General features: G+C 57.0%; 14 protein-coding genes. 11 read left to right on the forward strand and 3 right to left on the reverse strand.

Going from position 1 to position 13,903, the window contains the following annotated elements:
• Window positions 1–309 precede the first annotated feature (309 nt).
• From AC07ED_RS00755 to AC07ED_RS00800, 10 genes are all read left to right on the forward strand, one after another.
• Complete coding sequence (locus AC07ED_RS00755; protein ID WP_105236662.1) at window positions 310–1,092, forward strand: FadR/GntR family transcriptional regulator; 783 nt, start codon at window positions 310–312, stop codon at window positions 1,090–1,092.
• A gap of 123 nt (window positions 1,093–1,215) precedes the next feature.
• The gene (locus AC07ED_RS00760) at window positions 1,216–2,328 is read left to right on the forward strand and encodes an MHYT domain-containing protein (RefSeq protein ID WP_105236663.1); all 1,113 of its coding nucleotides are present in this window, start codon (window positions 1,216–1,218) and stop codon (window positions 2,326–2,328) included.
• 135 nt (window positions 2,329–2,463) lie between these two features.
• Window positions 2,464–3,318, forward strand: coding sequence for an FAD binding domain-containing protein (locus AC07ED_RS00765; protein WP_105236664.1), 855 nt, complete (start codon window positions 2,464–2,466; stop codon window positions 3,316–3,318).
• A gap of 10 nt (window positions 3,319–3,328) precedes the next feature.
• Window positions 3,329–3,823, forward strand: coding sequence for a (2Fe-2S)-binding protein (locus AC07ED_RS00770; RefSeq protein WP_074039080.1), 495 nt, complete (start codon window positions 3,329–3,331; stop codon window positions 3,821–3,823).
• Entirely contained in the window at window positions 3,820–6,237 is a 2,418-nt protein-coding gene (locus tag AC07ED_RS00775) for an aerobic carbon-monoxide dehydrogenase large subunit (RefSeq protein ID WP_105236665.1), read from the forward strand. Before AC07ED_RS00770 ends, AC07ED_RS00775 begins: the two co-directional genes overlap by 4 nt.
• A 53-nt stretch (window positions 6,238–6,290) precedes the next feature.
• Window positions 6,291–7,163 (forward strand): AAA family ATPase, encoded by an 873-nt coding sequence (locus AC07ED_RS00780; RefSeq protein ID WP_105236666.1) that lies wholly within the window; start codon window positions 6,291–6,293, stop codon window positions 7,161–7,163.
• Window positions 7,160–8,341: a vWA domain-containing protein gene (locus AC07ED_RS00785; protein ID WP_105236667.1), complete on the forward strand. Its 1,182-nt coding sequence runs from the start codon at window positions 7,160–7,162 to the stop codon at window positions 8,339–8,341. Before AC07ED_RS00780 ends, AC07ED_RS00785 begins: the two co-directional genes overlap by 4 nt.
• Entirely contained in the window at window positions 8,341–9,138 is a 798-nt protein-coding gene (locus AC07ED_RS00790) for an XdhC family protein (RefSeq protein WP_478241659.1), read from the forward strand. The genes AC07ED_RS00785 and AC07ED_RS00790 overlap by 1 nt, the downstream gene beginning before the upstream one ends.
• On the forward strand, window positions 9,131–9,253 hold the full coding sequence (locus AC07ED_RS00795; protein WP_290245416.1) for a hypothetical protein: 123 nt from the start codon (window positions 9,131–9,133) through the stop codon (window positions 9,251–9,253). Before AC07ED_RS00790 ends, AC07ED_RS00795 begins: the two co-directional genes overlap by 8 nt.
• 13 nt (window positions 9,254–9,266) lie before the next feature.
• Window positions 9,267–9,719: an SRPBCC family protein gene (locus tag AC07ED_RS00800; protein ID WP_105236669.1), complete on the forward strand. Its 453-nt coding sequence runs from the start codon at window positions 9,267–9,269 to the stop codon at window positions 9,717–9,719.
• Between the two features lie 35 nt (window positions 9,720–9,754).
• Here the strand turns inward: AC07ED_RS00800 and AC07ED_RS00805 are convergent, their stop codons facing one another.
• The 3 genes from AC07ED_RS00805 to AC07ED_RS00815 all read right to left on the reverse strand — a co-directional run bounded on the left by AC07ED_RS00805 (window position 9,755) and on the right by AC07ED_RS00815 (window position 12,346).
• Entirely contained in the window at window positions 9,755–10,975 is a 1,221-nt protein-coding gene (locus AC07ED_RS00805) for an MFS transporter (protein ID WP_105236670.1), read from the reverse strand.
• Window positions 10,972–11,433 (reverse strand): chalcone isomerase family protein, encoded by a 462-nt coding sequence (locus AC07ED_RS00810; protein WP_478241663.1) that lies wholly within the window; start codon window positions 11,431–11,433, stop codon window positions 10,972–10,974. Before AC07ED_RS00810 ends, AC07ED_RS00805 begins: the two co-directional genes overlap by 4 nt.
• Window positions 11,434–11,557: 124 nt before the next feature.
• A complete protein-coding gene (locus tag AC07ED_RS00815) occupies window positions 11,558–12,346 on the reverse strand; it encodes an HpcH/HpaI aldolase family protein (RefSeq protein ID WP_105236672.1) in 789 nt (262 codons plus the stop codon).
• Window positions 12,347–12,586: 240 nt separating this feature from the next.
• Between AC07ED_RS00815 and AC07ED_RS00820 the strand changes: the two genes are divergently transcribed.
• Window positions 12,587–13,741 (forward strand): acetyl-CoA C-acyltransferase, encoded by a 1,155-nt coding sequence (locus AC07ED_RS00820; RefSeq protein ID WP_105236673.1) that lies wholly within the window; start codon window positions 12,587–12,589, stop codon window positions 13,739–13,741.
• The last annotated feature ends 162 nt before the right edge of the window (window positions 13,742–13,903 follow it).

Below are 13,903 nucleotides of genomic sequence, written 5' to 3' on the forward strand. Positions count from 1 at the left end.
CATTTAAACTGTCGACACTCGGGCCGTTGGCGCCGAATGGGATAGAGTGGTAAAGACAATATACCTCTGCCTACAGTCAACAATAAAATTTACCACTGATGGTAATTGGAGGGAAATATAGGTCAGTAAAATTCCATAAAAGTGTGTTCTGTTCGGATGTCTGACGACCTGCGAGCGTTGAATTTCTCACGAAATTACAACGGCAAAGGACGGCGGGTTAGGAGTGCCTGCGGAGGCTGCTTGAATTTTAGGCTGGAAAATTTAACTTACCTCTCTACTTTAGCTCTGAAGCTGAGGAGGGGCCGTTCAATGGTGAAGCAGAGCGCATTATTCGAACCGATTTCTCACGATTCGGTAGCTGACGCGGTGGTCCATCAGATCGAAACGATGATCGTGAATGGCATCCTCAAAGAGGGTGCTCGGCTGCCGTCTGAACGCGAAATGGCTGAACGGCTAGAGGTGTCGCGGCCTAAATTGCGTGAAGCTCTGAAGCAGCTTGAAGACGAAGGGTTGCTGATTGTTCGCCATGGCGAAGGGTCGTTTATCGCGCAGCTCACGGGTACTGCGATGACGCCTGCGTTCCTCGATCTATATGCGCGGCACCCTGCGGCGTTTTATGATTATCTAGAGTATCGCCGCGAACAGGAAGCCTTTGCCGCCCGGTTGGCAGCGCAGCGGGCGACCCAGACTGATAAAGACATTATCGCGTCGATCTTGGATCGCATGGTGAAAGCGCATGAGGATCAAGACTTAGAAGCGTCAAAGGTTGCGGATATCAGTTTCCACTCTGCTGTAGCGGATGCGAGCAACAATTCCACGCTCATCCATATGATGGCGTCGATCTATGATTTGACCCGTAGAGGGGTGTTCTATAACCGCAATTTCCTGCGTACGATTGATACTGCGGGCGATCGGCTGCTCGAACAACACAAGGCCATTGCGGAGGCGATTTTTGGCAGCGATCCCATCGCCGCAGAGGCCGCGGCTCGCGCCCATATTGATTTCGTCGAGACGTCGTTTCGTTTGGGCCACGACCGTGATCAGCGTGAACGTATGGCAGAAAAGCGCAAACTGCTGTGGGACAAGGGCTAATTTGCAGTTTCAATAAATAACGGGACAAATCTGAAAATTGCCTTAGGTTGACGCCTGTTCGGTCACCCCGCCGTCATGGGGCTACAATAGAACCAGTTGGAAGGGAGGCTGACTGTCGTTCGTATGGAGTTCGTAGAGTTTTCTCATAACCTATGGCTGATAGTTGCATCGTTCGCGGTGGCGCTAATGGCGGGCTTTACGGGCCTGAGCCTGACCAACGGGTTGTCTACCTATTCCTACACACAGCGCAAAATCGCGATTTCATTTGCGTCGATTGCGCTGGGGGGCGGTATTTGGTCGATGCACTTTGTTGCGATGCTCGGGCTGCAGTTGCCGTTTGTGTTTTACTATGATGCCGCAGTTACGCTGACCTCGGCCTTGGTTGCGATCCTTGTGGTGGGCACGGCGCTTTTGATCCTGCATTTTGGGAAGCGCACACGGGCGAAGCTGTTGCTTTCAGGTGTGATCGTTGGCGTCGGGATCGGGGCGATGCATTACATTGGCATGGCTGCGCTCGAATTGTGTCGTGCGGTCTATACGCCCCTTGGGATCGGGATTTCGATCGTGGCGTCCTGTGTGCTGAGTGTGATCGCCTTTGGTATTGCCTACGGTCGGCGCAATCGGCGGAACATCTTGCTGGGCACTGTAGTATTTGGATTTGCAGTCTGTGGCGTGCACTTCGTTGCGATTGCGGGGACAAACTTTGTTCAGATGTTGGTGCCATCGCAGGTCGGGCCGATGATAGGGAACGAGACATTGGCGATTGGCGTTGTTTTGACGAGCTTTGCTCTTTGTGGAGCGTTCTTGTTATCGACGACGACGTTTTTGCCGTCGGAAAACGTGGCGGTTGCAGAGCCTGTCGAGGCGCCGCAAGTTGAAGAAGCGCCAACGCCCGCACCGATCGCAACCCGCCAGATCCCTTACGAACAAGAGGGCCGCACGCAGTTCATTGATGCGTCGAATGTGGCGGCTATCCGGGCCGAAGGGCACTACACTTACATCTATACCAAATCCGGCCAGTTCTTTTGTGCGTGGTCGATTGCGGATGCTACAAAACGCCTCGCGAAATCGAACTTTATTAAGACCCACCGTAGCTATCTGGTGAACCCCGCGATGGTCACTGGTTTCGAACGGCTAAAGGACACAGGCGTCTGTTACTTCAATTTGCCCGAGCTGCCCAAAGTTCCCGTGAGCCGTTCACAGCTCAAACCCGTGCGCGACGTTTTGGGCGTTTAGCGCTTTCGCATTTCGTGCGGGCCTATTCGCATTTCGTGAAAATTCCCTCGTTTTTCGCTGACGAACCGCTGACGGCGGTGTGCTTTGGTATGCAGTCTCCTCTCATCTGATCATTGCCGGCAGGGAGGGCCACTAATGATTCCAGCCTCATTCGATTACCATCGACCATCCGATATGGACGGGGTCATCGCGCTCTTGAAAGAGCACGGAGACGACGCTCGTGTATTGGCCGGTGGGCATAGCCTCATTCCGATGATGAAACTCCGCATGGCAGAGGTGCCGCACCTCATCGACCTTCAGTCGATCGAAAGTCTGCGCGGGATTTCCATCAACGGGTCACGCGTCACCATCGGTGCAATGGTCACGCAGCATGATATCATCAACCACGCAGAACTGGCGAAAGTCGCGCCGATCATGCGCGAAACCTCGTTGCAGATCGCGGACCCGCAGGTGCGCTACATGGGCACTGTCGGTGGCAACGTTGCGAACGGCGACCCAGGCAACGACATGCCGGGTTTGATGCAGTGCCTCGATGCGACACTGCATTTGGTGGGCCCAGACGGGACCCGCGACGTTGCTGCGCGTGACTACTACGAGGCGGCATATGTCACCGCGCGCGAGGAGGACGAAGTTCTCACTGCGATCAGCTTTGATGCGCCGACGGGTGGGTATTCCTACGAAAAGCAGAAGCGCAAAATCGGCGACTACGCCACCGCTGCTGCTGCCGTCACCATCCAAACCGAAGGTGGCAAAGTGTCGAGCGCGTCTATCGCGATGACGAACCTCAGCGACGTGCCTGTGTGGTCCGAAGCCGCTGCCAACGCGATCATCGGAACGGTATGCGATGCTGACGCGGTGAAGGCTGCTGTTAACGCGATGCTCGATGACATCGACCCGACCGAAGACAACCGCGGGCCCGTTGCGTTCAAACGCCATGTGGCCGGCATCATCCTCACTCGCGCGATCACCCGCGCTTGGGACCGCGCGTAAGGAGAGACCCATGTCAAACAAGATGCACATCAAACTCAACGTGAACGGCGAGGGCCACGAGTTTCTGGCCGAACCGCGCGAACTGTTGATCTATACACTGCGCGAACGCCTGAACATCACGGGCCCGCACATCGGCTGCGAAACGTCCCACTGTGGCGCTTGCACCGTCACCATCAACGGTAAGTCGGTCAAAGCCTGCACCATGTTCGTCGCCCAAGCTGACGGCGCGGACATAACCACCATCGAAGGTCTGGGCGGCCCCGATAACATGCACGTCCTGCAAGAAGCTTTTCGTGAACACCACGGGCTTCAGTGCGGATACTGCACACCGGGCATGATCACACGGGCGTCCAAACTGCTCGAAGAAAACCCGAACCCGACCGAAGAGGAAGTCCGCTTTGGCATGGCAGGGAACATTTGCCGCTGCACGGGCTACCAGAACATCGTGAAATCCATCCTTGCCGCTGCAAGCGAGCTGAACGCCGCGAAGGAGGCCGCAGAATGAAAGACCTGAACGAAGATCAAGTAGAGCGTTCCGCCAATCTCAAGGGCATGGGTTGCTCGCGCAAGCGGGTTGAGGACGCACGTTTTACCCAAGGCAAAGGCAACTACGTCGATGACGTGAAACTGCCCGGCATGCTGCACGGCGATTTCGTCCGTTCGCCCTATGCCCACGCGCGGATCAAATCCATTGATACGTCCAAGGCGATGGCGGTAGACGGTGTGATTGCTGTTCTGACAGCGGCTGACCTTGCGCCTCTGAACCTTCACTGGATGCCGACCCTTGCGGGCGACAAACAGATGGTTCTGGCCGACGGTAAAGTTCTGTTCCAAGGGCAAGAGGTTGCCTTTGTCGTCGCCAAAGACCGCTTTATCGCGGCTGACGCGGTCGAACTGGTCGAGGTCGATTACGAAGAACTGCCCGTGATTGTGAACCCGTTCGAGGCGCTGCAATCCGATGTGGTTCTGCGCGAGGACATCGCCGACCAGAAGGAAGGCGCGCATGGTCCGCGTAAGCATCACAACCACATCTTTACGTGGGAAGCTGGCGAAGAGGCTGCAACCAACGACGTGATCGACAACGCCGAAGTCGTCGCGACCGAAACCATGTATTACCACCGCACGCACCCGTGCCCGCTGGAAACCTGTGGCTCGGTCGCGTCGATGGACAAGGTGAACGGCAAGCTCACCGTTTGGGGCACGTTCCAAGCACCGCACGTCGTGCGGACCGTGGCGTCCCTTCTGTCGGGTATCGAAGAGCACAACATCCGTGTGATTTCCCCCGACATCGGCGGCGGCTTTGGTAACAAAGTGGGCGTTTATCCGGGCTACGTCTGTTCGATCGTTGCATCCATCGTCACGGGTAAGCCCGTGAAGTGGATCGAGGACCGTATGGAAAACCTCATGTCCACCGCGTTTGCTCGCGATTACTGGATGACGGGTAAAATCGCTGCAACCAAGGACGGCAAAATCACTGGCCTTCATTGCCACGTGACCGCTGACCACGGCGCGTTCGACGCTTGTGCGGACCCGACCAAGTTCCCCGCCGGCTTTATGAACATCTGCACGGGGTCCTATGACATCCCGACCGCTTACCTCGCGGTTGATGGTGTCTACACGAACAAAGCACCGGGTGGCGTGTCTTACCGTTGTTCGTTCCGTGTGACCGAAGCGGTCTATTTCATCGAGCGGATGATCGAAGTCCTTGCGATTGAGTTGAACATGGATGCGGCAGAGCTGCGTCGCATCAACTTTATCAAGAAAGACCAGTTCCCGTATCAGTCGGCTCTCGGCTGGGAATATGACTCGGGCGACTATCACACCGCATGGGATAAGGCGCTGAAGGCGGTCGACTACGATGGGCTGCGCAAAGAGCAAGCCGAACGCGTTGAGGCGTTCAAACGCGGTGAAACCCGTTCGATCATGGGCATTGGCCTGTCCTTCTTTACCGAGATCGTCGGGGCCGGACCTGTGAAGAACTGCGATATCCTCGGCATGGGGATGTTCGATAGCTGCGAAATCCGTATCCACCCGACAGGGTCGGCGATTGCGCGTCTTGGCACCATTTCGCAGGGGCAGGGTCACGCGACAACCTTTGCGCAGATCCTCGCGTCCGAAATTGGTCTACCAGCGGATAGCATCACCATCGAAGAAGGTGATACCGACACCGCGCCATACGGTCTGGGCACCTACGGGTCCCGTTCGACCCCAGTGGCAGGTGCGGCAACCGCTCTTGCTGGTCGGAAAATCCGTGCGAAAGCGCAGATGATCGCGGCCTACCTTCTTGAGGTGCATGACGACGACCTTGAGTGGGACATCGACCGCTTTGTCGTGAAAGGCGCGCCTGAGCGGTTCAAGACCATGAAGGAAATCGCTTACGCGGCTTACAATCAGGCCATCCCAGGGGTTGAGCCGGGCTTAGAGGCTGTCAGCTACTACGATCCACCGAACATGACTTACCCGTTCGGTGCCTACGTCTGCGTTATGGACATCGACGTGGATACTGGCGTCCAGACCATCCGCCGCTTCTATGCGCTCGATGACTGCGGCACACGTATCAACCCGATGATCATCGAAGGTCAGGTGCATGGTGGTTTGACCGAAGCCCTCGCCGTCGCACTGGGCCAAGAGATCGCCTACGACGACATGGGCAACGTGAAAACGGGGACGTTGATGGACTTCTTCCTGCCAACCGCGTGGGAAGTGCCGAACTACGAAACCGATCACACCGTCACCCCGTCGCCGCACCACCCAATTGGTGCCAAGGGCGTGGGCGAAAGCCCGCATGTCGGTGGTGTTCCGTGCTTCTCGAACGCTGTGAACGATGCGTTCCGTGCGTTTGGCAACCGTCACACCCACATGCCGCACGATCATTGGCGGATTTGGCAGACGGCGAACAAGCTCGGTCTGCACGGCTAAACCGGAACGGGCTGCCCTGTCATGGGGCGGCCCACCTTTGATGGGTTGAAGTCATGGATTGCACCGCACTCAAAACCGCTATGGCGGAACAGGGATATGTTGCCTCTGATGATCTGGCGATGGCCGTTCATCTGGCGCTCGCCCTTGGGCGTCCGCTGCTGCTCGAAGGGGCGGCAGGTGTCGGCAAGACAGAGATTGCGCGGGTGTTGGCCGCGGTTCAAGATACGAAACTGATCCGCCTTCAGTGCTATGAGGGTTTGGATGCGTCACAAGCCATCTATGAATGGAATTACCAAAAGCAGCTACTTTCGATCCGCGCTGCCGCTGATGGTGGCACAGCAAAAGAGGTTGAAGCACGGATATTTTCCGAAGAGTTCCTGCTAGAACGCCCGCTCTTAGCCGCGATCCGTCAGGATAAGGCGCCTGTTTTGCTGGTCGATGAAATCGACCGCGCGGACGAAGAGTTTGAGGCGTTCCTCCTCGAAATCCTATCGGATTTTCAAATTACGATCCCCGAATTAGGCACTATTACAGCCCAATCGCGCCCAATCGTGATCCTGACTGCCAACGGCACGCGGGACCTGTCGGACGCTTTGCGGCGGCGGTGTCTTTATGCGCACGTCGGCTACCCTGACCGTCAGACTGAACTGTCGATCCTCAAGGCGCGCTGCCCAGAGGTCGAGGCGCAGCTTGCCAATCAGATCATCGGTTTTGTTCAGAGCCTGCGCAAAGAGCAATTGGAAAAGACGCCCGGCATTGCAGAAATGCTCGACTTCGCGGCGGCTCTGATCGGGCTTGGCGTGAATGACCTAACCCATGATCCTGTGATCCTGCAGGCGACGATGGCGACGCTTTTGAAGACAGAAAGTGACCGCTTTAACATCACGACCGAGATCACACAGCGGCTCGCGGGGAAGGCAGCATGACGCGGGTCACGAAATTCTCTGGCCGCGATGCTGGGCCTTCTGCGCGGATGGCAGGGTTTATGTCGCATCTACGGGACAACGGGCTTCGCGTCGGGGTGAGCGAGGCCGAAGCCGCGCTGACGGCTCTGACACAGGTTGATGCTCACAACCCGACCCAATCGCGCTGTGCGCTCAAGGCGGTTCTTACGGGCTGTGCCGAAGAAAACGCGCGGTTTGATGACCTTTTCGATAGTTTCTGGATGAACGAGGGCAAGGTGAAAGAGCGGGTTATGCCATCGCTCAACACTTTGTCGGATAGCGTTCATTCTTCGCGCTCGGCTGAGGGCGAACAGGCGGGCGGTGGCAGGGGAGAGGCCACCGCCCCCGACGGATCGGATGGCGAAGCGGATTCCGATGGCGAAGGTAAACTCGTCGCCACGACCCTGCGCCAAAAGATGAAGCGCGACCTGCGTGATGTGGTGCAGACTGACGACATCCGCGAGGCCGAAGAGATCGCCCGCAGGCTTGGCATTGCCTTGCGGCATCGTCGGTCACGGCGACGCAAAGCTGCGCAAAAGGGTGACCGTATCCATTTCCGCAAGCTTATTCGGCAGAGCCTCCAGACGGGCGGCGAGCCCATTCGGTTGCCCAAGAAATCCCGCCCTGATCGGCCGCAAAAGATCGTGGCGATTTGCGATGTGTCGGGGTCGATGACGCTCTATGCGCAGGTGTTTCTGGCCTTCATCGCGGGGCTGATGCGGTCGGATGATACGGCGGATGCCTATCTGTTTCACACCCGTCTTGTGCGGATCGCCGAGGCTCTGCGCGACCGTGATCCATTGCGGGCATTGGGGCGTCTGTCTGTGCTCGCCGATGGTTTTGGCGGGGGGTCAAAAATCGGCGCGTCCCTCATGCAATTCGCACGGACCTATGCCCGTAAATTTGTGGACGGTCGGACGGTCGTGATGATCCTGTCGGACGGTTACGATACTGGCTCTGCCGATGAATTGGGCGAGGCGATGCGCCTTTTGAAGAAGCGCGGCTGCAAGGTGATCTGGCTCAACCCATTGAAAGGGTGGAAGGATTACGAGCCCGTTGCAGCAGGCATGGCTGCTGCGCTTCCCTACGTTGATCTCTTTCGTCCAGCCAATAGGCTGGCCGATCTTGCCGCCCTCGAACCGGAGTTAATGCGCCTATGATGACCGCTAAATTCTCTGACACGACGTTACAAGACCTCGCACAATCGCTGTCCGAGCGGGGCGAACCCTACGCCATCGCGACCGTCATTCGAACGGTCGGGCTGACGGCAGCGAAACCCGGTGCGAAGGCGATCCTGAACCACGAGGGCCAGATCATTGAGGGCTGGATTGGCGGCGGATGTGTCCGTTCTGCCCTGACCAAAGCGGCGATCAAGGCGCTGGAGCTGGGCGATCCTCAGTTGATCTCTTTAGCCCCCGCCGAAGTGCTGGCTGATCTGTCGGTTGAGGCAGGGTCAGAGGTGAATGGCGTACGGTACGCCCGCAATGGATGCCCGTCCAAAGGGTCGCTCGATATCTTTGTGGAGCCCGTTTTGCCGATGCCTGAACTGTTCATTTACGGCGTGTCGCCTGTCGCACGTGCGCTCGCCAGCCTCGCGCCGCGGTTTCAATGGTCGGTCGAAACCGTGACGTCAGAGGACGGGGCTAAACCGCTGCCGCAGGGCGCACGTCGCATGATCGTTGTGGCCACCCAAGGCAAAGACGACATGGCTGCGCTGACGGCTGCGTTGGCAACGGATGCCGAACACATCGCCTTTGTAGCGAGCCGCAAGAAGTGGGCCTCGCTGTCTGAAAAATTGCAAAGTTCAGGTGTAACAGAGACTGTTTTGAGCCGTGTTCAAGCCCCAGCGGGTCTCGCGATTGATGCGGTCACACCAGACGAGATCGCCCTGTCGATCCTTGCCCAGCTGACGCAATTGCGCCGCGCAAAACATCGGATGGAGGACGACAATGTCTGATCCGACCCCGACCGAGAAAACCACCCTTCAGCGGTTGGTAGATGCCGTGAAACCTCGCCCTCTGACGCCAGAACAGGCGGCAGTTTTGGCGACCGTGAAATTCCCCTGTTGTTGAAAAGGACACACTGATGGAACTCAAAGACGAAATTCTGATCGATGCCCCCAAAGATCGCGTTTATGCCGCCTTGAACGATCCAGAGATCCTCAAGCAATGTATTCCAGGCTGTGAGGAATTGATTCAGCATTCTGACACCGAACTTGAAGCCAAAGTGGTTCTGAAAATCGGGCCCGTGAAGGCAAAGTTTAGTGGTAACGTAACGCTTGATAAATCGGGTGCCCCAGATGCGTTTTCGCTGACGGGGCAGGGGAACGGTGGTGCCGCGGGCCACGCCAAGGGCGGCGCGGATGTGACGCTTACCGAGGTCGACGGTAAAACCATGCTGACCTACGAAGCGAAGGCCGAGATCGGCGGGAAGCTTGCCCAGCTTGGCAGTCGTTTGATTCAAGGCACGGCGAAGAAGCTCGCGGGTGCGTTCTTTACCAAATTCGCCGAAGTGATCACTGAAACAGCTGAGGCATAAAATGACAATGGGTGGCCCAGTTGGTGCCGCCCTTTTTAGTCTAGCGGCGGATTGGTGACGTGCTTTGGCATGATCAAAAGGGTCACCGCGGCCACTATTTTTAGTGCGCAGGGCAACACGGCGTAGAGCAGGGTGAGCCGGTCGAGGGCGATGTCCGAGTTGTCGCCTGCAGGAACAAACCCGACGACATCTAGGGCAGGTAAAACCATCACTGCTGCCAAAGGCAGCGATAGCTTCGTTGCAAAAGACCACAGCCCGAACGATTGGCCTGTCGCAATCCCCGCTCGGCCCAAGAGGGATGCAAAAATAGCGGGTAAGATCACCAATTCAGCGCCAACCGCTGCGCCTGACGCGATGCAGATGATGGCGAAGGGGATTGCGTCACCAGTACTCAAGAACGCCGTTCCAATGAAAGTCGATACGGACAGGAGCATTGCGCTCAGCAAGACTGGACGGACGCCAAAGTGACGGGCGAGGCGGCTCCAGACAGGGATGGCGAGGCCGGACGCGGCAAAGAACAGGATGAGCAATCCGCCCGACCAATTAGGGAGCATCAGGCGATCTTCAACGAAGAACAGAAATAGGGTCGAAGTGATGGCGACGGGCAGGCTGTTTACGATTGCGAGGAGGAGAAGCCAGCCACCGCCTGCCATCAATAGCTTGCGGATGTCAAAGGGAGCAGGGGGTGTGGCTGGTCGATCCCATAAGTTTTTCGTCGCGAGGTAAGACAGGATGATAAGCGCTGCGAGGGCCCAGCCGAAAAGTCTAAAACCATCGTTCAGCACAACTGGTCCAACGGCTGCAAAAATGACGCCTGCGATCAGTCCAACTTCGCGGTAGGTGGCGAGGCGTAGTTGGTCCTTTGGATCCGTCGACCCTGCAAGTGCTGCACTATCGCCGTATAAAAGGATCGCACCAAAGCTGTAGCCCGAAAACACGAGCACCAAGGTTGCGATCAACCAGAGGCGCGTATCGAAAACAGGCGTCACGGAAAACAAGAGCACAAAACCGAGCGCCATCATTCCTAGTGCGATGGCTGCAAGCCTTCGGCGAGGGCCGCGCCAATGGTCAATGATGCGGCCGAGGATTGGGTCTTGGGCAAAGTCAAAGATGCGGATGCCCATCACTATAGACCCCACTGTCGCCAGATTTAGGCCGAGTTCAACTGCTGCAAACCGAGGGAGATGGATGTAAATCGGCAAGCCCGCCGAGGCGAGCATCATTGCGAACAGGCTAACACGCCAATAGCCATTCATAGTCCGCGTAGCTTTCTCGACAGAGAGGTGAACCGACTGTCATCTGACAGCCAAATAGAGAGGAACCGTTTACGAATATCGGGATATGTGACGGTGCAGGTTTGGGTGCCGTTGCGCCACAGTTCGATCTCATCAGGAGCTTGCCCGACGGCTAGGTAGCTGTCGCCTTTTCCGACATCATAGAAGCATTCTGATAGGACCGATATGACAGTTTGAATGTCGTCGGGGTCCCCTTCAATACGGCGCAATTCGGCTTCGGTGCCGCGTATCAAATCTTGAGCCGAAAACCCGCGTTTGTAGTCTAGCTCTAACGCCATCGGTGCGGCCCAATCAAAGGCTGCGCCAGACGGTGTATAGAGGCGGGCATCATAAGCGGTGATGCCGATTAGGCCCAGACTGGCCTCGCCGATCACCACGGGATTGGGTAGACCTGCAGTCTGGACCGTGTCTTGGGCCATTGTGGGTCCAGCTAAGAGGACGATTGCAGAAATCAAACGAAACATGCGCAGCAACGGCTCTTTGATCAACCAATACGCGATATAGTTAGAGCGCCGTTGCCATCTGAAAAGGTGTTTTCTGAAATCAGTAGGCTTTGGTCGGCGTTAGGATTTGACCGGTGGCTTCGGTCAAGTTTCGATGCGCGCTTTCGACCAGCATTGAGACGTCGTTCACACCAGCGACCAAACGATACCCAAGAGCATTGAGTTCCTTCCAGCCGCGTCCCGCGCTGGGTACTGTTGCGAGCGGCATGTTGTGGCGTTTCGATGCAGCTTCGATCTTTTCGAGCAGGGCCAGCACCTCTGGGTGATCCAGATGTTCGAGATGACCCGCGGACGCTCCAAGGTCGTTCGGGCCGATAAAGATCATGTCAATGCCTTCAACCGACATGATGTCATCAATATCATTTACAGCATCAACATGTTCGCACTGGATGATGATCGTGATCTCATTGAAAGAGTCAACAAGGCCGTAGTCTGTTCGAGCGCCCCAATGTGATCCGCGTACCATAGAGGCCGCATAACCACGGTGGCCTTTGAGCGGATAATAAAACGCGGACACGACCCGTTCGGCTTGAGAGCGGGTGTTGACCATCGGGACGATGAAGTTTCGGAACCCGCGGTCGAGTGCGCGTTTGATCAGCGTATCGTTTCCTTCGGGAAGGCGCAGGATGGCCGTGCCGCCGCAGGCTTCGATTGCGCGGGAGACGTTTACCCAATCTTCCAGTTCGCCACGACCATGTTCTCCGTCTACGATGATGGTGTCCCATCCGTGTCGCACGAGGATTTCGGCGATGTCTGGGCTACCCAGTTCGACCCAAGCGGCAGGGATCATCGCGGGCGTCTGAAGTCGCTGCTTGAAAGAGGTGGTCATGGGTAGTCTCCGGCTATGAAAATCAGCAGCGCAATAGCGTAGTGACGTTGTGTATCTCTTTGCTAAATTCGTAGCGCGATGGCTGTGTCGCTACAACGGTGCAATGTGGTCTGGCGTTGAGAATGTTGCGCGCTGCGGCCTGCCGCGACGGGCTGTCACAGATCGGGGCAGGGGCCTAGACTTGGGCGATGAAGGACACCAACATGGCGCAAATTTGGACAGACTAGAAAAGGACATCTCATGGACCCGATCGTCATCGTAAGTATGGCCCGCACACCGATGGGCGGCTTTATGGGCAGTTTGTCCAAAATCGCGGCACCTGACCTAGGTGCGAGTGCAATCGCTGCCGCTGTTGCCCGCGCGGGCATTGCTGCGGATAAAGTTGATCAGGTCATCATGGGGAACGTGTTGCCTGCAGGATTGGGTCAAGCACCGGCGCGTCAGGCATCGATGGGTGCTGGCCTTCCGCTGGACGTGCGCTGTCAGACCGTGGGCAAGGTGTGCGGTTCGGGCATGCAGGCGATCATGAATGCCCATGACATGATCAAGGCGGGTTCGTCTGATATTGTCGTCGCTGGTGGGATGGAGAGCATGTCGGGCGCGCCGTATCTCTTGGAAAAAGCGCGGACAGGGTATCGTGCGGGGCATGGCAAGGTCATGGACCACATGTTCCTCGATGGGCTTGAGGATGCCTATGATAAAGGCCGCGCAATGGGCACCTTTGCCGAAGAATGCGCCGACGCTTACGGCTTCACGCGCGAGGAGCAGGATGCTTATGCGCTGCGGTCGCTGGACCGTGCAAAGACTGCGATCGATACGGGTGCGTTTGATGGTGAGATCGTCGCGGTTGGGGATGTGACGATCGATGAACAACCGGGTCGCGCGCGGCCCGAGAAAATCCCAACATTGAAGCCTGCGTTCCGTGACGGCGGCACTGTGACTGCGGCGAACTCTTCGTCAATTTCGGACGGTGCTGCTGCGTTGGTTCTGATGCGCAAATCGCAAGCCGACGCGATGGGCCTTACGCCGATCGCTGTCATCCATGGACACGCGGGCCATGCGCAAGCGCCGTCGCTGTTCACTACGGCCCCAATCCCTGCGATCCAAAAGGTTTTGACCCAAGTCGGCTGGAGCGTGGATGATGTCGACCTCTTTGAAATCAACGAAGCCTTTGCCGTCGTAGCCATGGCCGCCATCCGCGATCTTGGGCTTGATGATGCAAAGGTGAACGTAAACGGCGGTGCCTGTGCCTTGGGCCATCCTATTGGATGTTCGGGCGCGCGGATCGTCGTCACGCTTATCGCGGCGCTTCAGGCCCGTGGTCTGAGGAAAGGCGTTGCGTCGCTTTGCATCGGCGGTGGCGAGGCGACAGCGCTGGCTGTTGAACTTCTGTAAGGTCTGTTCATCCAAAAATAGGACCGCGGGTTTTCGCGGTCCTAGCCCACGAAGCTTCAATGATTAGAGTCGGTGTTGCTTGTGTAGAGAGTAATGGGCAAGCCGTCCGACTTAACTGTCTTGAGCCGCGCAGAGTGAGTGGCTAGGGTTTTGACAAAACCC

Source organism: Aestuarium zhoushanense, from assembly GCF_056431045.1.

Coding starts and splice junctions, on each gene's coding strand:
- AC07ED_RS00755 (WP_105236662.1), top strand. CDS start 310: ATGGTGAAGCAGAGCGCATTATTCGAACCGATTTCTCACGATTCGGTA.
- AC07ED_RS00760 (WP_105236663.1), top strand. CDS start 1,216: ATGGAGTTCGTAGAGTTTTCTCATAACCTATGGCTGATAGTTGCATCG.
- AC07ED_RS00765 (WP_105236664.1), top strand. CDS start 2,464: ATGATTCCAGCCTCATTCGATTACCATCGACCATCCGATATGGACGGG.
- AC07ED_RS00770 (WP_074039080.1), top strand. CDS start 3,329: ATGTCAAACAAGATGCACATCAAACTCAACGTGAACGGCGAGGGCCAC.
- AC07ED_RS00775 (WP_105236665.1), top strand. CDS start 3,820: ATGAAAGACCTGAACGAAGATCAAGTAGAGCGTTCCGCCAATCTCAAG.
- AC07ED_RS00780 (WP_105236666.1), top strand. CDS start 6,291: ATGGATTGCACCGCACTCAAAACCGCTATGGCGGAACAGGGATATGTT.
- AC07ED_RS00785 (WP_105236667.1), top strand. CDS start 7,160: ATGACGCGGGTCACGAAATTCTCTGGCCGCGATGCTGGGCCTTCTGCG.
- AC07ED_RS00790 (WP_478241659.1), top strand. CDS start 8,341: ATGACCGCTAAATTCTCTGACACGACGTTACAAGACCTCGCACAATCG.
- AC07ED_RS00795 (WP_290245416.1), top strand. CDS start 9,131: ATGTCTGATCCGACCCCGACCGAGAAAACCACCCTTCAGCGGTTGGTA.
- AC07ED_RS00800 (WP_105236669.1), top strand. CDS start 9,267: ATGGAACTCAAAGACGAAATTCTGATCGATGCCCCCAAAGATCGCGTT.
- AC07ED_RS00805 (WP_105236670.1), bottom strand. CDS start 10,975: ATGAATGGCTATTGGCGTGTTAGCCTGTTCGCAATGATGCTCGCCTCG.
- AC07ED_RS00810 (WP_478241663.1), bottom strand. CDS start 11,433: ATGGCCCAAGACACGGTCCAGACTGCAGGTCTACCCAATCCCGTGGTG.
- AC07ED_RS00815 (WP_105236672.1), bottom strand. CDS start 12,346: ATGACCACCTCTTTCAAGCAGCGACTTCAGACGCCCGCGATGATCCCT.
- AC07ED_RS00820 (WP_105236673.1), top strand. CDS start 12,587: ATGGACCCGATCGTCATCGTAAGTATGGCCCGCACACCGATGGGCGGC.